Below are 20,067 nucleotides of genomic sequence, written 5' to 3' on the forward strand. Positions count from 1 at the left end.
CCTCCGAGGGGGCAGGATGAGCAGGTTGGCGGCACTGAGTGCCGCCGATAGGCCCAATGGTCGACCCCGAGTGCACTCTCCTGAGCCAAATGGGGGATGGTAGAGACAGTCAGGGCACCTCGAAGATGAGGCACTACGTCGGTGAGGGAAGACGTGAGCGACAACTCTGTAGTACTGCGGTACGGCGACGGCGAGTACACCTACCCGGTGGTCGACAGCACCGTCGGCGACAAGGGCTTCGACATCGGGAAGCTCCGCACCCAGACCGGTCTGGTGACTCTGGACAGCGGTTACGGCAACACGGCCGCCTATAAATCCGCTGTCACCTACCTCGACGGCGAGGCGGGCATCCTCCGCTACCGCGGCTACCCCATCGAGCAGCTGGCCGAGCGCTCCACCTTCCTCGAGGTGGCGTACCTGCTGATCAACGGCGAGCTGCCCACCGTCGACGAGCTGACGACGTTCAAGAACGACATCACGCGGCACACGCTGCTGCACGAGGACGTCAAGAACTTCTACAAGGGCTTCCCGCGCGACGCCCACCCGATGGCCATGCTGTCCTCGGTCGTCTCGGCGCTGTCCACCTTCTACCAGGACAGCCACAACCCGTTCGACGAGAAGCAGCGCAACCTCTCGACGATCCGGCTGCTCGCGAAGCTTCCGACGATCGCGGCCTACGCGTACAAGAAGTCGATCGGCCACCCGTTCGTCTACCCGCGCAACGACCTCGGTTACGTCGAGAACTTCCTGCGCATGACCTTCTCGGTCCCGGCGGACGAGTACGAGCTGGACCCGGTCGTCGTCTCCGCGCTCGACAAGCTGCTGATCCTGCACGCCGACCACGAGCAGAACTGCTCGACCTCCACGGTCCGCCTGGTCGGCTCCTCGCAGGCGAACATGTTCGCCTCGATCTCGGCCGGCATCAGCGCCCTGTGGGGCCCGCTGCACGGCGGCGCCAACCAGTCCGTGCTGGAGATGCTGGAGGGCATCCAGGAGACCGGTGGCGACGTCGACTCCTTCATCCGAAAGGTGAAGAACAAGGAGGACGGCGTCCGCCTGATGGGCTTCGGCCACCGGGTCTACAAGAACTTCGACCCGCGCGCCAAGATCATCAAGGCCGCCGCGCACGACGTGCTCTCCGCCCTCGGCAAGTCCGACGAGCTGCTGGACATCGCCCTGAAGCTGGAGGAGCACGCGCTCTCCGACGACTACTTCGTCTCGCGCAGCCTCTACCCGAACGTCGACTTCTACACCGGTCTGATCTACCGGGCCATGGGCTTCCCGACCGAGATGTTCACGGTCCTGTTCGCCCTCGGCCGCCTGCCGGGCTGGATCGCCCAGTGGACCGAGATGATCAAGGAGCCGGGCTCCCGCATCGGCCGCCCGCGCCAGATCTACACGGGCGTCGTCGAGCGCGACTTCGTGCCGGTCGAGGAGCGCTGACACCTGCCGGTGAGGGGCGCCGATCTTCCGGTGCCCCACTGCGGCGGTGCGCCTCCCGTGGCGGGTGTCCGCTCGTTGCCGCCGGCCCGGAAGGGCGGGGGCTCCGGGGCTGCGGCCGGGGGTCCGGGGGTCGCCCCCGGGTCGGCACGGCCACGGGCGTCGTCGAGCGCGACTTCGTGCCGGTCGAGGAGCGCTGACACCTGCCGGTGAGGGGCGCCGACCTTCCGGTGCCCCACTGCGGCGGTGTGTCTCGTCATGGAGTTCCAGGGCCTGCCCCACGGGGTGGGCCCTGAGGTCGCTGTGCGCAGCAGAAGGCGCCCTGGCGCCGGTCCCCCCACGGGCCGACGACCAGGGCGCCTTCCCATGTCCCGGTGCGGATTCCCCCCACGGGATCCGGCCGGGCGCTCGGAGAGACAGCGCCTGAATTCGCTGTCGGTGAGCAGAACGAGCAAAACTCGCCCCACTCCAGTGACACGGTGCGATCTGCCGGGACAACGCACGCAGGGAGGGCCGCTCAAAGCTTCCCGGTGTACGTGCCCCGGCAACGCATCTCTGAGGAAGTCCCCCAAGACATCCCCAGATGTCAGTCAGCGCCCCCCAAGACGCCGGTCTGACATCGCCAACTTAGACCTTCGAACCCCTTCGATGGTTACGTTCGCATCACTGTGATCTGCGTCTCTTGCATATGTCCTATAGGTGCGCAAGAGCCCCGATACAGAGATCGAGGCTCAAGCGTAAGGATGATGCGCGAGCCTTGTGAAGAGCTTATGTGAGGCTCGCGCCGGACTCCAGGGGGACTCTTACATCGGCTGCTCCTAACCCCCGGTAACCCCCGGGGACTTCACCGGAACCGGCGCAGTCGCAGACTGTTCGTCACCACGAACACCGACGAGAAGGCCATCGCCGCCCCCGCGATCATGGGGTTGAGCAGCCCCGTGGCGGCCAGCGGCAGCGCGGCCACGTTGTAGCCGAAGGCCCACACGAGGTTCCCCTTGATGGTGGCCAGCGTCCGCCGCGCGAGCCGGATCGCGTCCGCGGCCACCCGCAGGTCCCCGCGGACGAGCGTCAGGTCACCGGCCTCGATCGCCGCGTCCGTGCCGGTGCCCATGGCGAGGCCCAGGTCGGCGGTGGCGAGCGCGGCGGCGTCGTTGACTCCGTCGCCGACCATGGCCACGGTCCGCCCCTCGCGCTGCAGCCGCCGTACGACGTCCACCTTGTCCTCGGGCAGCACCTCGGCGTACACGTTCCCGGAGTCGATGCCGACGGTCCTGGCGACCGCCTCGGCGACCGTCCGGTTGTCCCCGGTGAGCAGCACCGGGGTCAGCCCGAGGGCGCGCAGTTCCCGTACCGCCCCGGCGCTGCTCTCCTTGACCGCGTCGGCGACGGCGAGGACCCCGCGGGCCCGCCCGTCCCAGCCGGCCACGACGGCCGTACGGCCCTGCTCCTCGGCCTCGCGTGCCGCGCGGGCCAACTCCTGCGGAAGGTCCTCGTAGAGGCGCCCCACGGTCACCTCACGGCCCTCCACGCGCCCGCGCACGCCCCGCCCGGGGACGTTCTCGAAGTGCTCGACCGGCGGCAGCGATCCGGCGCGTTCCTCGGCGCCGGCGGCGACGGCGCGGGCGACCGGGTGTTCGGAGGCGTGCTCCACGGCTCCCGCGAGCCGCAACAGCTCCTTCTCGTCCTCGCCGTCCGCGACGTACACCTCCAGGAGGGTCATCCGGCCGGTGGTGACGGTGCCGGTCTTGTCCAGGACGACCGTGTCGACGCGGCGTGTGGACTCCAGGACCTCGGGGCCCTTGATGAGGATGCCGAGCTGGGCGCCACGGCCGGTGCCGACCATCAGCGCGGTCGGCGTGGCGAGGCCCAGCGCGCAGGGGCAGGCGATGATCAGGACGGCGACTGCGGCGGTGAAGGCGGCGACGGTGTCCCCGGTGACGCCCAGCCAGACGCCGAAGGTGCCGGCCGCGATGAGCAGGACCACGGGCACGAACACGGCGGAGACCCGGTCGGCGAGGCGCTGCACCTCGGCCTTGCCGTTCTGCGCGTCCTCCACCAGCCGGGCCATCCGCGCGAGCTGGGTGTCGGCGCCGACCCGGGTGGCCTCGACGACCAGCCGGCCGCCCGCGTTGACCGTGGCCCCGGTGACCCGGTCGCCGGGGCCGACGTCCACCGGCACCGACTCGCCGGTCAGCATCGACGCGTCCACGGCGGACGCGCCCTCGACCACCGTGCCGTCGGTGGCGACCTTCTCGCCGGGACGCACGACGAACCGGTCGCCCACGGCCAGGGACGACACCGGCACCCGCACCTCACGGCCGTCCCGCAGCACCGCCACGTCCTTGGCGCCCAGCTCCATCAGCGCCTTCAGGGCGGCCCCGGCGCGCCGCTTGGAGCGGGCCTCCAGATACCGGCCCAGCAGGATCAGCGCGACGACGCCGGCGGCGACCTCCAGATAGATGGTGGAGGCGCCGTCCATCGCCGAGACGGTCAGGCGGAACTCGTCGTGCATGCCGGGCATGCCCGCGTCGCCGAAGAACAGCGCCCACAGCGACCAGCCGAACGCGGCCAGCGTGCCGACCGAGACGAGGGTGTCCATGGTGGCGGTGCCGTGCCGGGCGTTGGTCCACGCGGCCCGGTGGAAGGGCGCCCCGCCCCAGACGACGACGGGCGCGGCGAGGGTGAGCGAGAGCCACTGCCAGTCGTCGAACTGCAGCGCGGGGATCATCGCGAGCAGCACGACGGGCGCGGCGAGCAGTGCGGAGACGAGCAGGCGGTGCCGCAGGGCGCCCAGCTCGGTGTCCCGCTCGGGGGTCTCCGGGGCCGTCTCGGTGGCCGGCTGCGGCGGCGCGGGCTCCTCGGCGGTGTAGCCGGTCCGCTCCACGGTGGCGATCAGGTCGGCCACCTCGACGCCCTCGGCGTAGCTGACCTTGGCCTTTTCGGTGGCGTAGTTGACGGTGGCGCTGACGCCGTCCATCCGGTTGAGCTTCTTCTCCACCCGTGCGGCGCAGGAGGCGCAGGTCATGCCGCCGATGAGCAGCTCGACCTCGGCGGTCGTACCTGAGGTTATGGCGGTCTCTGCGGTGCTGGTCATGTCCGGACTCCAGACATCGGACCGGACCGTACGGAGCCAGTATCAGCTGGTCGGCGCGGCCGGTCGGGGAAACGGGCGTACGTCTCAGGCCCTGCCGGCCAGCTCGAAGCCGGCCTCGTCGACGGCGGCGCGCACGGCCTCGTCGTCCAGCGGGGCGTCGGAGACGACGGTCACCTCGCCGGTCGACGCCACGGCCTTCACCGAGGTCACGCCGGGGATCTCGGAGATCTCGCCGGAGACCGAGCCCTCGCAGTGGCCGCAGCTCATACCGGTCACCTTGTAGACCGTGGTGACGGAGCCGGGGGTGTCGGTCTGAGCGCTCATGTCGTTACTCCTCGTCGAGGCGTGCGGGGCAGATGGGTCCCAGCAGGGAACCCCATGCTCCTCACACTATACCCCTAGGGGGTATTCCTCCAAGAGGACTCGCGGAGTGTCAGCGATCGCACCCAGCCGACGCCGGCCAGTGCGACCAGGAGGCACCCGCCGATCGAGAACAGGGCGAAGAGGTGCTCCTGCCCGGCGGTCGGCCAGGCGGGGGAGCCCGGCAGCAGCCGCCCGGCCGGGCCGCCGCCGGCCAGGCGGGCCACCAGCCGTGCGGCGATGCCGTGTGCCGAGTCCCACAGGAGGTGCAGCAGGCAGACGCCCAGATAGGTGCCGACGACCGGCGCCGCGCACCGGAAGCTCCCGCCCACGCGCCGCAGGGACAGCAGCACGCCGCCGGCGAGCGCCGTCCACAGCCCGTGGCCGAAGGGGGCGAGTACCCCGCGCAGCAGCTCCGTCTCCAGCAGTGTCCGCAGATCGACGCCCCCGGTGGAGAGGGTCGCGTCGAAGGCGTACCCCGCGCCCTCCATCGCCGCGAAGCCGAATCCGACGGCCGCGCCCAGCACCAGCCCCGCCCGCAGTCCGCGGACGCCCGGCTGCCGGCGCAGCACGAAGGCCAGCGCCGCCGCTTTGGCCGCCTCCTCGGCCAGGGCGACGCCGGTGAACATCCCGAGGGAGGGGTGCAGCAGGTACGACTCCATCACCGCGGTGCCGAGCACGCCGAGCGCGCCGCCGGCCAGGAAGGATCCGAGGATCGCGCTGACGCCGAGGTCACGGCCGTGCCGCTCGTACGCCCAGAGCACGAAGGTGACGGGTACGAGGAAGCTGCCGAGCAGGACGAGCGTCGGCAGCAGCGCGGTGCTGCGGGTGGCGTACGTGACCACCATGCCCGGCACCCAAACGGCGAGGCCGCCGCCCAGGCAGCGTTTCCACAGGCCCGCGCGGATGCGGGGGTAGGGCGGCGGGGGCTGCTGGGGGCCGGGGATGCGGGCCCTGGGGGTGCCGGGCGGCGGGGGGTGGGTCACGTCGGTCCCCTCGGACTGCTGCTGGGCGGTTCATCCGCACTTTAGGCAGATGTCCCGCGAGGTGCAGTCCGGGTTCCTCCGTCGGGTCATGTACGGCCGCACCGGTCACCCACCAGGGGTTCCAGGTAGCGGATCAGGACGTTCTTGATCTCCTGCACGTAGGCCGCGCGCTCGGCGCCCTGGTGGGCGAGGACCAGTTCCAGGCCCGCTTTGTAGATGCCGAGGCAGACGTGCGCCGTGCGGGTGAGGTCGGCCGCGGGGGCCTCGGGGAGGAGGGAGCCGAGCAGGTCCTCGATGCGTCCGACCAGGGTGGTGTGCAACTGGTCGTGCGCCTCGGTGATCCCGCCGGGCATGTCGGGGCCGTGCATCAGCGCGAAGAACACCGGGTGCGCGGTGTTGAACGCCATGAACCGGTCGATGGCGGCGCCGATGACCTCGTCCAGGGGGGTGACGGGGTCGACGGGGGCCAGCGCCTCGCCGTAGGTCTCCCGCATCTCGTGGATGAGCCGTCCGCCCAGCTCGACCGCGATCGCCTCCTTGTTCGGGAAGAACTGGTAGAGCGTGCCCGGTGAGACCCCGGCCTCGCGGGCGATGGCGTTGGTGCTGGCGGCCGTGTAGCCGGTGGTGCAGAACACCTGGGCGGCGGCTTCGAGCAGCTGTGCGATACGGCGCTCGCCGCGGGCCTGCCGGCGGCGCGGTTGCTCCTTCTCCGAGGTGTCGGACACGCGTGATCCCCAGCTCTCCACAAGGTGATTGACAAACGCGAGTGGTCGCTCGCATTCTTGAGAAACGCGAGCGATCTCTCGTGTTTGCCAGTTTATTGGCAATGACTCCTCCGTGCCCCCTGCCTGCGCGGGCACGGTCCGTGGTGAAGGGGACACCGCACGATGTCCGATGTCAACAGCCCGCCCCGGCCCGGTGGCTGGACCCGATTCGTCACCGCCCGCCCACGGCTGTCGCTGCTGGTGGCCCTGCTGCTCACCGCGCTCGCCGTGCTGGCCGGCAGCGGGGTCGCGGACCGCCTCGGCAGCGGCGGCTGGGAGGCCCCGGCCGCCGAGTCGACCCGGGCGACCAAGGCCCTGGAGCGGCAGTTCCCCGACTCCCAGCCGAACGTGCTGCTGCTGGTCGACACCGGCCGCTCCTCGGTCGACGACCCGGCGGTGGCCGCCGAGGCCCGGCGCCTGGCCGAGCGGCTGGCCGCGGAGAAGGGGGTGACCGGAGTCGGCTCCTACTGGCAGAGCGGGGCACCGGCCCTGCGCGCCGAGGACGGCCACGAGGCGCTGATCGCCGCCCGCATCACCGGCGACGAGAACGCGATGGGCAAGACCCTGGACCGCATAGCGCCCCGGTACCGAGGCACGCACGGACCGGTCCGGGTCAGGATCGGCGGCATGGTCGCCGTGCGCCATGAGATGCAGACCATCATCAAGGAGGACCTCACCCGCGCCGAGCTGATCGCCCTGCCCATCACCCTGGTGCTGCTGGTGATGGTCTTCGGCAGCGCGATCGCCGCCCTGCTGCCCCTCGGGATCGGCATCGTCGCCATCCTCGGTACGAACGCGGTCCTGCGCGGCCTGACGGCCTTCACCGACGTCTCCGTCTTCGCGCTGAACCTCACCACCGCCCTCGGCCTGGGCCTCGCCATCGACTACGCCCTGTTCATCGTCCGCCGCTACCGCGAGGAGCTCGCCACCGGAGCGACACCGGTGACCGCGGTCGGTACGACGCTGCGCACCGCCGGCCGCACCGTGCTCTTCTCCGCCCTCACCGTCGCGGTGTCCCTGGCCGCCATGATGGTCTTCCCGCAGTACTTCCTGCGGTCCTTCGCCTACGCCGGCATCGCCGTCGTCCTGCTCGCCGCGGCCGCCGCCCTGATCCTGCTCCCGGCCGCGCTGGTCCTGCTCGGCCACCGGGTCAACTCCCTGGACGTGCGCCGCCTGTTCCGCCGGGACCGCGCCACGAAACCCGCCGAGGGGGCCACCTGGGCCCGCGCCGCCGGCCTGGTGATGCGCCGTGCCCCGCTCTTCGCCATCGGCACCAGCGCCCTGCTGGTGATCCTCGGACTGCCCTTCCTGGGCGTGAAGTTCGGCACCGCCGACGACCGCCAGCTGCCCTCGACCGCCGAGTCCCACGTGGTCCAGCAGCACATCCGCGAGGGCTTCCCCGGCAGCCCCGGCGGCGGCCTGGAGATCCTCGCCGAGGGCGCGGCCACCAAGGCCCAGTACACCGACTACCGGCGGCAGGTGGCCGCCCTGCCCGGGGTGGCCCGCGTCGACGGACCCCTGGTCAAGGGCGACGCGGCCTACTACACCGTGCAGCCGAGGGGCGAGGCCGTGGACGACACCGCCCAGCGCCTGGTCGGCGACCTGCGCGCGCTGCACGCCCCCTTCGACACCCGGGTGACCGGCACGGCCGCCGTCCTCGTCGACTCCAAGCACGCGATTGCCGGGCGCCTGCCCTGGGCGGCCGCGTTCATCGCCGTCGTCACCCTGCTCCTGGTCTTCCTGCTCACCGGCAGCGTGCTGATCCCGCTCCAGGCCGTGGTGCTCAACGCGCTCAGCCTGACGGCGATGTTCGGCGCGGTGGTCTGGGTCTTCCAGGACGGCCATCTGTCCGGCCCGCTCGGGTTCACCAGCTCCGGCTCCATAGAGACCACCCTGCCGGTGCTGATGTTCTGCGTGGCCTTCGGACTCTCCATGGACTACGGCGTCTTCCTGCTCTCCCGCATCAAGGAGGAGTACGACCGCACGGGCGACCACGAGGCGGCGGTGCGGCACGGACTCCAGCGCACCGGCGGGCTGATCACCGCGGCGGCGGTCATCCTGGCGGTGGTGATGGTCGCCATCGGCACCTCCCGGGTCACCAACACCAAGATGCTGGGCCTCGGTATCGCGCTCGCCGTGCTGATGGACGCGATGGTGGTCCGCAGCCTGCTGGTCCCGGCCATCATGCGGCTGACGGGCCGGGCGACCTGGTGGGCCCCAGCGCCACTGCGCCGCCTTCACCGGCGGTTCGGACTCAGCGAGGGTGAGTCCGCGGCGCCCGCCGAGGCGGCGGAGACCGGCGCGAGCAGCCGGAACGAACCGGAAATGGCCAGATAACCCGGCGGCCCCCGACCCTCTACCCTTCGCGGAGGTTCCCGAAAGGAGCGCGTATGCGAGCCGTCGTCTTCGAGCGGTACGGCGCCCCCGCCGAGGTGCGGGAGGTACCCGACCCCGAGCCCGCCGACCACGGCGTGGTCGTCCGCGTCGAGGCCACCGGCCTCTGCCGCAGCGACTGGCACGGCTGGATGGGCCACGACCCGGACATCACGCTGCCGCACGTGCCCGGACACGAACTCGCCGGCGTCGTCGAGGCGGTGGGGCCCGGGGTCACCGGGTGGCGGCCCGGCGACCGGGTCACCGTGCCGTTCGTCTGCGCCTGCGGCAACTGCCCGTCCTGCGCGGCGGGCGACCAGCAGGTGTGCGAGCGGCAGACCCAGCCCGGCTTCCACCACTGGGGCTCCTTCGCCGAGTACGTGGCGCTGGACCACGCCGACGTCAACCTGGTCGCCGTCCCGGACGACATGGCGTACTCCAGGGCCGCCGGCCTCGGCTGCCGCTTCGCCACCGCCTTCCGCGCGGTGGTGCAGCAGGGCCGGGTCGCGGCCGGGGAGTGGGTCGCGGTGCACGGCTGCGGCGGGGTGGGACTGTCGGCGGTGATGATCGCGGCGGCCTCGGGGGCGCGGGTGGTCGCCGTCGACATATCGGCCCAGGCACTCGAGCTGGCGCGGAAGTTCGGCGCGGCCGAGTGCGTGCACGCCACCGGCGTGACCGACACGGCCGCCGCCGTCCGGGAGCTGACCGCCGGCGGCGCCCACCTCGCCCTCGACGCCCTCGGCTCGCCCGCCACCTGCGCCGCCTCGGTCAACTCGCTGCGCCGGCGCGGCCGGCACGTCCAGGTCGGCCTGCTGCCCTCGGCCGACGGCACCACGCCCGTCCCGCTGGCCCGCGCCATCGCCCTGGAGCTGGAACTGCTCGGCAGCCACGGCATGGCCGCCCACGGCTATCCCGGCATGCTCCGGCTGGTCCGCTCCGGCGTGCTGCGCCCTGACCTGCTGGTGACGTCCACCATCCCCCTCGACGCGGCCCCGGCGGCGCTCGCGGCGATGGGCACGGCGGCGGGAACGGGGGTCACGGTCGTCGAGCCGTGGAGCCGGGCATGAGGTCCGCCCGGGTCCGGGGTGCGACGCCGGGCTTCCGCCCGGGGTGCCCGAGGCGGGCGGCCCGCCCGTGGTCGAGTACGGCCCTCACCACCGCACGCCGTACCGGGAGCGGAGGCGGTCCGGGGTGAGCGTGGTGGACGGCTCGAAGGGATAACGGACCGCCTGGGATCGGTGGCGGGGCGCCAGGGATTGCGCCGGTGGGGGAGAGAGGGTCAGTCCCAGCGGCGGCCGCGGTTGCCGGGCCGGGAGGCGACCCAGGCGCGGATGGTGTCGGCGTACCAGAAGGGCTTGCCGCTCTCCACGTGGTCGGGCGGGGGGAGCAGCCCGTGCTTGCGGTAGGACCGTACGGTGTCCGGCTGCACCCGGATGTGCGCCGCGATGTCCTTGTAGGACCAGAGCCTTCGGTCGGTCATGAGTTGCACCTCCCTGCGCGCACCGCGGCGGCGACCAAGGACGGCCGTCGGGGGAGCCGGGCGCTGCGCTGGCGATCACCAAGCCTGCGTCCGGTGAACGACACGGAGCGATCAGGGGACAGTGCCTGTCGACCGGGTGTGACGGAGAACCCGCGTACCCGGGACATGTGTGACACGAAGGGGGCGTTTGTGACACGACCGCAGCAAAGGGGCGCGTGGGGACGCCGGTGGGGCGCGGAGCTCCCCGGACGGAGTGTGCGAGGAGTTCGTGGAGGCCGGAGAAGCCGGCCCGCAGTCCGGTGTGCCGAAGGCGGGCCGGGCCTGCTGCGTCAAGCCCGGCCCGCCGTCCCCCGTGCCTCCGACGTGCCCGCGACGGCCGTTTCCCCCGTGCCGCCTCAGGTTCCCGCCTCCCGCGTGAGTCGGAGGGCCGGGTGGTCAGCCTGCCGGGACCGGCCCGCGCGGGTCTTGGAGAAAAGCGCACCGCGGTCGGCGGGGACGAGCAGGCTCGTCGCCTCGCCGGTCAGCCGGTCGGTCACGTCGGCCGCCGTCGGCAGCCGCCGCGCCGCCAGGAACTCCCCGGGCGTACAGCCGGTCATCGCCTTGAACTCGCCGCTGAAATGCGCCTGGTCGTAGAACCCGCACACCGCCGCCGTCTCCGCCTGCCCGTGCCCCGCGGCGAGCAGTCGTCGCGCCCGCTGCAGCCGCAGCACGCGGGCCGCGGCCTTGGGGGAGAGGCCGATCTGCTCCCGGAACCGGTTCTCCAGGTGCCGGACGCTCCAGCCGACGTCCTCGGCCAGCCGGCGCACCGGGATCGCACCCCGGCTGCGAGCGAGCAGCGACCAGGCCCGCACCACCCGTGCCGAACCGGGGGCGCCGGCCCGCCACCGGCGCAGCAGCACCTCGTCGAGCAGCGCGAACCGCTCCGTCCAGCCGGGTGACGCGGCCAGGGCGGCGGCCAGTTCCGTGAACTCCGCTCCCAACTCCTCAGGTGCGACGGACCTGTTGGCCAGCTCGTACTGCTCGGTGCCGAACAGGGTGAAGGCGGCCCAGGGCGCGAGCAGCACCTCGACGCCGGAGATCCGGCCGCCGTGCTCACCGAGGGCCGGGACGGTGGTCAGGCCGTTCACCACGGACACGAGGCTCACCGGGGCGCGCCCGGGCCGGGAGATGCGCACCGGCTGCTCGAAGCCGAGCAGCAGCGTGGCCGCGGCGATCGGCGTCTCCAGCCGGCGCCGCGGCCGGCCGAGGGCGACCCGGATCCCGCGGTAACTGATCACGCCGGGCCGCAGTGCCGGATGCGGCCGCGCGAGAACGGTCTCCCAGGGCACCTCGTCCGACATCCGCCCTCCCGCACCGAGCCGAAGGGCACCCATCGTACGAGCGCCGGCCCGGTGACCCCAGGGGGGACCGCGTGCGCTCCCCACGGACACGCGGCACATCGGTAGGCGCTCCGGAGGATCTCCGCACCCGCCTGGTCCGAATGTCCGGACAAAACATTGACAGGGCTCGGCGTGCGGGACTACAAAGCCGGGGAGAGCCATGACGAAGGGAAGCCGATGGCCTACGACCTGATCACCATGGGGCGGATCGGAGTGGACCTCTACCCGCTGCAGACCGGTGTCCCGCTCGCCCAGGTGTCGTCCTTCGGCAAGTTCCTCGGCGGGTCGGCGACGAACGTGGCGGTCGCCGCGGCCCGGCTCGGCCGGAACACCGCCGTGATCACCCGCACGGGTGACGACCCGTTCGGCGCCTATCTGCACGAGGCGCTGCGCGGCTTCGGCGTCGACGACCGCTGGGTCACCCCGGTCCCCGGGCTCCCCACCCCGGTCACCTTCTGCGAGGTCTTCCCGCCGGACGACTTCCCGCTGTACTTCTACCGCCGGCCCAAGGCGCCCGACCTGGAGATCGACGCATCCGACCTGGACCTGGACGCCGTCCGCGAGGCCGGGATCTTCTGGGTCACCGGCACCGGCCTGAGCGAGGAGCCGAGCCGCTCGGCGACCCTGGCGGCCCTCGCCCACCGGGCGAAGGCGGGCCCGACGGTCTTCGACCTCGACTGGCGGCCCATGTTCTGGAGCCACCCCGACGAGGCCCGCCCCTTCTACGCCGAGGCCCTGCGCCACACCACGGTCGCCGTCGGCAACCTGGACGAGGTGGAGGTCGCCACCGGCGTCCGCGAACCCCATGCGGCGGCCCGTGCGCTGCTGGCCGCCGGGGTCGAGATCGCCGTGGTCAAGCAGGGCCCCAAGGGCGTCCTCGCGGTCAGCCGGGAGGGTGAATCGGCCGAGGTCCCGCCGCTGCCGGTCACCGTCCTCAACGGGCTCGGCGCCGGGGACGCCTTCGGCGGCTCCCTCTGCCACGGCCTGCTCGCCGGCCGGGACCTGGAGACGATCATGAGACACGCCAACGCGGCCGGTGCCATCGTCGCCTCCCGCCTGGAGTGCTCCTCCGCGATGCCCACCGAGGACGAGGTGGCCGCCGCGCTCGAGGCCGGAGCGGTGCTGTGAGGGCCGGCCGGGTCGCGGGCACGCACACCGAGGGCGGGGACGCCGGACGGCGCTCCCGGGTCGACGTGGCCGAACTGGTCCGCATCCGCACCCATCACCCCGAGGCCATCGCTGAGGCCGCCACCCGCCGGGCCCGCCGCCCGCTGCTGAACGAGGGCGGCCGGCTGATGATCGTCGCCGCCGACCACCCGGCCCGCGGCGCGCTCGCGGTCGGCGACCGCAGGCTCGCCATGGCCAACCGCGCCGACCTGCTCGAACGACTCTGTCTCGCGCTGTCCCGGCCAGGCGTCGACGGCGTCCTCGCCACCGCCGACATCCTGGACGACCTGCTCCTCCTCGGCGTCCTCGACCACAAGGTCGTCATGGGCTCCATGAACCGCGGCGGCCTGCAGGGCGCGCGCTTCGAGCTGGACGACCGCTTCACCGGCCACCGCCCCGAGGACATCCAGCGCCTCGGCTTCGACGCGGGCAAACTGCTGCTGCGCGTCGACTACGACGACCCGGGCTCCCTGACCACCCTGGAGTCCACGGCCCGCGCCATCGACGACATGGCCGCGCGCCGGCTGCCGGTCTTCGTGGAGCCGTTCATCAGCCGCCGCGACCCCGAGGGGCGGCTGCGCAACGACCTGTCCGCCGAGGCGGTCACCAGGTCCATCGCCATCGCCTCCGGCCTCGGCGGCTCCTCCGCCTACACCTGGCTGAAGGTGCCCGTCACCGAGAACCCCGACGACATGGCCCGGGTCATGGAGACCTCCACCCTGCCCGCCGTGCTGCTCGGCGGCGACATCGGGGACTCGCCCGAGGACCAGGTCGCCGCGTTCGAGAAGTGGCGCGGCGCGCTGCAACTGCCCACCGTGCGCGGCCTGGTGGTCGGCCGCTCGCTGCTGTACCCGGCGGACGGCGATGTGGCCGCCGCCGTGGACACCGCCGTAGGACTGCTGTGAGGGCCGCATGACCAGCACCGACCTGCATCTGCCCCGGGGCGCCACCGCGAACGCCCGGTACGCCGTCGACATCGGCCCCGAGCGGGCCGGCTGGACGCACAGCAGCCTGCGTGTCGTGGAGTTGACACCGGACGGTACGCATACGTTCACCACCGGGGACGGTGAATGGATCGTGCTTCCGCTGGAAGGCGGATGTACCGTACAAATTGAGACCGCATCAACTGGGACGAGCGAGTTCCAACTCCTGGGCCGGAAGAGCGTTTTCGCGTCGGCCTCCGACTTCGTGTACGCCCCCCGGGACACCCGGGTCCAGATCGCCTCCGGCGCGGGAGGCCGCTTCGCCCTGGCAGGAGCGAAGTGCGAGCGACGACTCCCCGCCCGCTACGGCCCCGCGCCGGAGGTCCCCGTCGAGGAGCGCGGCAGCGGCACCTGCGCCCGCCGGGTGCGCAACTTCGCCTCGGCGGACTCGTTCGAGTGCGACCGGCTGATCGCCGTCGAGGTGATCACGCCGGGCGGCAACTGGTCGTCGTACCCGCCGCACAAGCACGACGAGCACCGGCCGGGCGAGGAGTCCGAGCTGGAGGAGATCTACTACTTCGAGATCGACGGCTCGAACGGGCTCGGCTACCAGCGCGTGTTCCCCTCACGCGCGGGCGGCTCCGACGTGCTCGCCGAGGTCCGTTCCGGCGACGCCGTGCTCGTCCCCGACGGCTGGCACGGACCGTCCATCGCCCAGCCCGGGCACGACATGTACTACCTGAACGTCATGGCGGGCCCGGGCGCGACCCGGGAATGGCGGATCTGCTTCCACCCCGACCACGTAGACAGCACAGGGGGCTACCGATGACGATCCGGCTGACCGTCGCCCAGGCACTCGTCCGCTTCCTCGCCGCCCAGTACACCGAACGCGACGGTGAGCGGCGGCGGCTGATCGGTGCCACCTGGGGCATCTTCGGCCACGGCAATGTCGCGGGGCTCGGCCAGGCGCTGATCGAGCACGCCGACGTCATGCCCTACCACCAGGGCCGCAACGAGCAGTCGATGGTGCACGCGGCCGTCGGCTACGCCCGCCAGTCGAACCGCCTGTCCACGCACGCGGTGACGACGTCCATCGGCCCCGGCGCGACCAACCTGGTCACCGGCGCGGCCCTGGCCACCGTCAACCACCTCCCGGTCCTGCTGCTGCCCGGCGACGTCTTCGCGACCCGCCCCGCCGACCCGGTGCTGCAGCAGCTGGAGGTGCCCTACGCGGGCGACGTCTCGGTCAACGACACCCTGCGCCCCGTGTCGAGGTACTTCGACCGCGTCACCCGCCCCGAGCAGCTGATCCCGAGCGCCCTGCAGGCGGTGCGGGTCCTCACCGACCCCGTGGAGACCGGCGCGGTCACCCTCGCCCTGCCGCAGGACGTGCAGGCCGAGGCCTACGACTGGCCGGAGGAGTTCTTCTCGGCGCGCGTGTGGACCGTACGGCGGCCGGGCGCGGACCCGGCCGAGCTGGCGGAGGCGGTCCGGGCGATCCGCCAGGCGCGCAGGCCGCTGGTCGTGGCGGGCGGCGGGGTCCACCACAGCCGCGCCGAGGAGGGCCTCGCGGAGTTCGCGGCGGCCACCCGGATACCGGTCGCCTCCACGCAGGCCGGCAAGGGCTCCCTGCGCCACGACCACCCGCAGGACGTGGGCGGGGTGGGTCACACCGGCACCGCGACCGCCGACGAGCTGGCCCGCACCGCGGACCTGGTGATCGGCGTCGGCACCCGGTACACGGACTTCACCACCGCCTCGGGGACCCTCTTCGAGAACCCGGACGTCCGCTTCCTCAACCTCAACATCGCCCCCTTCGACGGCCACAAGCTGGCCGGGCTCCCGCTGGTCGCCGACGCCCGCAGCGGGCTCGCCGAGCTGACGGAGGCGCTGGTGATGCACGGGCACCAGGTGCCGGAGTCGTACGTCACCGAGTACACGGAGGACAAGGAGCGCTGGGAGCAGCGCGTGGACGCCTGCTTCGAGGCCGACGAGATCGACGTACGGCCGACCCAGCCGCAGGTCATCGGCGCCCTGGACGCCCTGGTGGACGAGTCGGACATCATCATCAACGCGGCCGGCTCGCTCCCCGGTGACCTGCACAAGCTGTGGCGGACGCGGTCGCGCGACCAGTACCACCTGGAGTACGGGTACTCGTGCATGGGCTACGAGATCCCGGCCGCCATCGGGGTGAAGCTGGCCGCGCCGGAGCGGAACGTGTGGGCGCTGGTCGGCGACGGCACGTATCTGATGATGCCGACGGAGATCGTGACGGCCGTGCAGGAGGGCATCGCGATCAAGATGCTGCTGGTGCAGAACCACGGGTACGCGTCCATCGGCGGGCTGTCGGAGTCGGTGGGCGGGGAGCGGTTCGGCACCGCCTACCGCTTCCCCACGGAGGAGGGGAGGTACACGGGTGCCCCGCTGCCCCTCGACCTCGCCGCAAACGCGGCCAGCCTGGGCATGCGGGTGCTGCGCGCGAAGACCGTGCGGGACCTGCGCGCGGCGCTCGCCGAGGCCCGGGCGGCCGACACTCCCACATGTGTCTACGTGGAGACCGAAACGTCCGACACTGTGTCGGGCGCGCCCCCGGCGCAGGCCTGGTGGGATGTTCCTGTGGCCGAGACCGCGACCCGACCGTCGGCGGTCAAGGCACGTGAGCTGTACGAACGGCACGTCTCGACCCGACGCCGCCACCTGTAGTTAAGGAGTCTCTGGGCATGACGAAGATCGTCAACCACTGGATCGGCGGGAAGACCGCCGAAGGCGCGTCGGGCACGTACGGGCCGGTCACCGACCCGGCGACCGGCGCGGTGACCACGAAGGTCGCGTTCGCGTCGGTCGAGGAGGTGGACGCGGCGGTCGCGGCGGCCAAGGACGCCTATGCGACCTGGGGCCAGTCCTCGCTGGCCCAGCGGACCAACATCCTCTTCAAATTCCGCGCGCTGCTCGACGCCCACCGCGACGAGATCGCCGAGCTGATCACCGCCGAGCACGGCAAGGTGCACTCCGACGCGCTCGGTGAGGTCGCGCGCGGTCTGGAGATCGTGGAGCTGGCCTGCGGCATCAACGTGCAGCTCAAGGGCGAGCTGTCCACGCAGGTCGCGAGCCGCGTGGACGTCTCCTCCATCCGCCAGCCGCTCGGTGTCGTCGCCGGCATCACGCCGTTCAACTTCCCCGCGATGGTCCCGATGTGGATGTTCCCGATCGCGATCGCGACCGGCAACACCTTCGTGCTGAAGCCGAGCGAGAAGGACCCGTCGGCGTCCGTCAGGATCGCCGAGCTACTGTCCGAGGCGGGTCTGCCGGACGGCGTGTTCAACGTCGTGCACGGCGACAAGGTGGCCGTCGACCGCCTCCTGGAGCACCCGGACGTCAAGGCCGTCTCCTTCGTCGGCTCGACCCCGATCGCCCGCTACATCCACACCACCGCCTCCGCCAACGGCAAGCGCGTGCAGGCCCTCGGCGGCGCCAAGAACCACATGCTGGTCCTGCCGGACGCCGACCTGGACGCGGCGGCCGACGCGGCGGTGAGCGCGGCCTACGGCTCCGCGGGCGAGCGTTGCATGGCCATCTCGGCCGTCGTGGCGGTCGGCGCGATCGGCGACACGCTGGTGGAGAAGATCCGCGAGCGCGCCGAGAAGATCAAGATCGGCCCGGGCAACGACCCGACGTCCGAGATGGGCCCGCTGATCACCGCCGCCCACCGCGACAAGGTGGCCTCGTACGTCTCCGGCGCCGCCGCCGAGGGCGCCGAGGTCGTGCTCGACGGCACCGGGTACACCGTCGAGGGCTTCGAGGACGGTCACTGGATCGGCATCTCGCTGCTGGACAGGGTGCCGACCACCGCGAAGGCGTACCAGGACGAGATCTTCGGCCCGGTGCTGTGCGTGCTGCGCGCCGAGACGTACGAGGAGGGCCTGGCCCTCATCAACGCCTCGCCGTTCGGCAACGGCACCGCGATCTTCACCCGGGACGGCGGCGCGGCCCGCCGCTTCCAGCTGGAGGTCGAGGCGGGCATGGTCGGCGTGAACGTGCCGATCCCGGTCCCGGTGGGCTACCACTCCTTCGGTGGCTGGAAGGACTCCCTCTTCGGCGACCACCACATCTACGGCAACGACGGCACGCACTTCTACACCCGCGGCAAGGTCGTCACCACCCGCTGGCCCGACCCGGCCGACGCCCCGGCGGGCGTGGACCTGGGCTTCCCGCGCAACCACTGAGTGTCACCCGGAGGCCACCTCCGGCCCCCGTCAGGCCGTCCGGATTCCGGACGGCCTGACATTTTTTTGACACCTTCGCTGCGGTTCCCGTTTCGGCGGGATGAAACGGGTGGCGAAGGGGTTACGCGCAGATGACCTTTGAAAGCAAGGTCACATTAGCTTGGGGCTTGATGGATGCGCCTATAGCGCGTCACAGCCTGGGAAAGTGATGCGGCGTGATCCCGTTCGCGAGTGCGGATTCCGAAGGTAAACGGCCATTGACGTGGTGGTTTTCGTCGGGGTTCCCTATGGGCGCCGGGAGCGGACGAGACGAACGTACGACGATCCGCCGGAGGCGATAGCGCTCCCGAGCCCACCCTCACCCGCACCAGTCGATCGGAACCGCCGCATGACCGACACGCTCCGCCCAGCCGACGCTGCCGTCATGGACGCCTCAGGCGTCTCTGACAGTCCCCGGACGCTGAAGCGTTCCATCGGCGTGGTCGGCGGCACCCTGCTGACGCTGTCGTGCGTCACGCCCGCCTCGACTCTCTTCGTCATCGTGCCCGACCTGTTCTCCAGCCTCGGCACCGCGACGGCGCTGTGCCTCGCCATCGGCGCGCTGCTCTGCATCCCCGTGGCCTTCTGCTACTCCGAGCTGGGCACCCTCATCCCCAGCGCGGGCGGCGAGTACGCGATCGTCTCCACCCTCGCCGGACGGCTCGCCGGCTGGCTGGCCTTCGTCATGTCGCTCCTCGTCGTGATGATCGTCCCCCCGGTCATCGCGATGGGCACCGCCGACTACCTCGCCCCCCTCGTCCACCTCGACCCGTCCATGACGGGCGCCGGCGTGATGATCGCGGCCACCCTGGCCGGCCTGCTGGACCTGCGCGCCAACGCCTGGATCACCGGCATCTTCCTGGTCCTGGAGGTCGTCGCCGCCGGTGTCGTCGCCCTGCTCGGCTTCACCCACTCCCACCGCGGCGTGAGCAGCCTCGGCTCGCTGCAGATCGCCGGCGAGCACGCCCACGTCAACCCCGTCACGGCCATGATGGTGCTCTCCGGGCTCGCCATCGCCCTCTTCGCCACCCAGGGCTTCTCCACCGCCGTCTACCTCTCCGAGGAGCTGGAGAACCCGCGCCGCAACGTCGCCCGCACGGTCCTCGCGACGCTCGCCATCTCCAGCGTGGTCATCCTGGTCCCGGTCGTGGCCATCACCCTGGGCGCCGGCGACCTGAAGGCCCTCACCGGCGGCGACATCTCCAGCATGGTCATCGCCTGGAGCAACTCGGCCGTCGGCACCTTCGTCAGCCTGTGCGTCGCCCTCGCCATCATCAACGCGGGCATCGTCATGGTCATCCAGAACTCCCGCGTGCTCTTCGCCTCCGCCCGCGACAAGGCCTGGCCCTCCCCGGTCAACAACGCCCTCGCCAAGCTCGGCCGGTTCGGCTCCCCCTGGGTCGCCACCCTCGTCGTCGGCGTCCCCGGCGCGTTCCTCTGCTTCGTCAACCTGGACACGCTGTACGGCGTCACCGGCGTCGCCGTCACCGGCCTGTACCTGCTGGTCGCGATCGCCGCGCTGGTCGCCCGGCGCGGGGCGCACGGCACCCGGAAGGCATGGCGGATGCCGCTGTGGCCGGCGATGCCGGTCCTGCTCATCGCGGTCCTCGTCTACATCCTCGTGGAGCAGGACGTCACGTACCTGCTGTGGACCGGCGGCATCACCGCCGTCGCCACCCTCTACTGGGCCTTCTACCTCCGCCCGCGCAGCGCGACGCGCTGGCTGGTGTCCCTCCCCGAGGACGTCGAGGACGACGAGGACGCCGGGCTCGCGCAGGCCGTGGCGTAAAGGCAGTCGTGGCGGGGGAGGAGCCGCGGCTCCCCGCCGGACCGAAGGCA

General features: G+C 71.9%; 15 protein-coding genes. 9 read left to right on the forward strand and 6 right to left on the reverse strand.

Annotation, left to right across the window (positions count from 1 at the left end; all coding sequences use genetic code 11):
* Positions 1-153: 153 nt before the first annotated feature.
* Positions 154-1,443: a citrate synthase gene (locus AB0N17_RS07440; RefSeq protein ID WP_366010187.1), complete on the forward strand. Its 1,290-nt coding sequence runs from the start codon at positions 154-156 to the stop codon at positions 1,441-1,443.
* 841 nt (positions 1,444-2,284) lie between these two features.
* Here the strand turns inward: AB0N17_RS07440 and AB0N17_RS07445 are convergent.
* From AB0N17_RS07445 to AB0N17_RS07460, 4 genes are all read right to left on the reverse strand, one after another.
* Complete coding sequence (locus AB0N17_RS07445) at positions 2,285-4,534, reverse strand: heavy metal translocating P-type ATPase (protein ID WP_366010188.1); 2,250 nt, start codon at positions 4,532-4,534, stop codon at positions 2,285-2,287.
* An 84-nt stretch (positions 4,535-4,618) separates the two neighbouring features.
* Positions 4,619-4,858 (reverse strand): heavy-metal-associated domain-containing protein, encoded by a 240-nt coding sequence (locus tag AB0N17_RS07450; protein ID WP_366010189.1) that lies wholly within the window; start codon positions 4,856-4,858, stop codon positions 4,619-4,621.
* 74 nt (positions 4,859-4,932) lie between these two features.
* Positions 4,933-5,880 carry a PrsW family glutamic-type intramembrane protease gene (locus AB0N17_RS07455; protein ID WP_366010190.1) on the reverse strand — a complete coding sequence of 316 codons (948 nt, stop codon included), beginning with the start codon at positions 5,878-5,880 and terminating at the stop codon, positions 4,933-4,935.
* Positions 5,881-5,966: 86 nt separating this feature from the next.
* Positions 5,967-6,605 (reverse strand): TetR family transcriptional regulator, encoded by a 639-nt coding sequence (locus tag AB0N17_RS07460; protein ID WP_366010191.1) that lies wholly within the window; start codon positions 6,603-6,605, stop codon positions 5,967-5,969.
* Between the two features lie 162 nt (positions 6,606-6,767).
* Here AB0N17_RS07460 and AB0N17_RS07465 point away from each other — a divergent pair, with 162 nt between their 5' ends.
* On the forward strand, positions 6,768-8,981 hold the full coding sequence (locus AB0N17_RS07465) for an MMPL family transporter (protein ID WP_366010192.1): 2,214 nt from the start codon (positions 6,768-6,770) through the stop codon (positions 8,979-8,981).
* Between the two features lie 53 nt (positions 8,982-9,034).
* Complete coding sequence (locus tag AB0N17_RS07470; RefSeq protein WP_366010193.1) at positions 9,035-10,084, forward strand: zinc-dependent alcohol dehydrogenase family protein; 1,050 nt, start codon at positions 9,035-9,037, stop codon at positions 10,082-10,084.
* A gap of 212 nt (positions 10,085-10,296) precedes the next feature.
* On the opposite strand, the gene AB0N17_RS07475 is transcribed toward AB0N17_RS07470, so the two are convergent.
* Both AB0N17_RS07475 and AB0N17_RS07480 read right to left on the reverse strand, forming a co-directional pair.
* On the reverse strand, positions 10,297-10,497 hold the full coding sequence (locus tag AB0N17_RS07475) for a MerR family transcriptional regulator (RefSeq protein WP_366010194.1): 201 nt from the start codon (positions 10,495-10,497) through the stop codon (positions 10,297-10,299).
* Between the two features lie 395 nt (positions 10,498-10,892).
* Positions 10,893-11,837, reverse strand: a complete 945-nt coding sequence (locus AB0N17_RS07480; RefSeq protein ID WP_366010195.1) for an AraC family transcriptional regulator — start codon at positions 11,835-11,837, stop codon at positions 10,893-10,895.
* Between the two features lie 216 nt (positions 11,838-12,053).
* On the opposite strand from AB0N17_RS07480, the gene iolC reads away from it, so the two are divergent.
* The 6 genes from iolC (at position 12,054) to AB0N17_RS07510 (ending at position 20,017) form a co-directional block, all read left to right on the forward strand.
* Entirely contained in the window at positions 12,054-13,004 is a 951-nt protein-coding gene (gene iolC, locus AB0N17_RS07485) for a 5-dehydro-2-deoxygluconokinase (RefSeq protein WP_366010196.1), read from the forward strand.
* A gap of 65 nt (positions 13,005-13,069) precedes the next feature.
* Complete coding sequence (locus tag AB0N17_RS07490; RefSeq protein WP_366010229.1) at positions 13,070-13,948, forward strand: deoxyribose-phosphate aldolase; 879 nt, start codon at positions 13,070-13,072, stop codon at positions 13,946-13,948.
* Between the two features lie 7 nt (positions 13,949-13,955).
* A complete protein-coding gene (gene iolB, locus AB0N17_RS07495; protein WP_366010197.1) occupies positions 13,956-14,795 on the forward strand; it encodes a 5-deoxy-glucuronate isomerase in 840 nt (279 codons plus the stop codon).
* Positions 14,792-16,669 (forward strand): 3D-(3,5/4)-trihydroxycyclohexane-1,2-dione acylhydrolase (decyclizing), encoded by a 1,878-nt coding sequence (iolD, locus tag AB0N17_RS07500; protein WP_366010198.1) that lies wholly within the window; start codon positions 14,792-14,794, stop codon positions 16,667-16,669. Before iolB ends, iolD begins: the two co-directional genes overlap by 4 nt.
* A gap of 17 nt (positions 16,670-16,686) precedes the next feature.
* Positions 16,687-18,189: a CoA-acylating methylmalonate-semialdehyde dehydrogenase gene (gene mmsA, locus AB0N17_RS07505; protein WP_366010199.1), complete on the forward strand. Its 1,503-nt coding sequence runs from the start codon at positions 16,687-16,689 to the stop codon at positions 18,187-18,189.
* Between the two features lie 388 nt (positions 18,190-18,577).
* Positions 18,578-20,017 carry an APC family permease gene (locus tag AB0N17_RS07510; protein WP_366010200.1) on the forward strand — a complete coding sequence of 480 codons (1,440 nt, stop codon included), beginning with the start codon at positions 18,578-18,580 and terminating at the stop codon, positions 20,015-20,017.
* Positions 20,018-20,067: the final 50 nt, after the last annotated feature.

This window comes from Streptomyces sp. NPDC051133, from assembly GCF_040682635.1.
Lineage (GTDB): Bacteria > Actinomycetota > Actinomycetes > Streptomycetales > Streptomycetaceae > Streptomyces.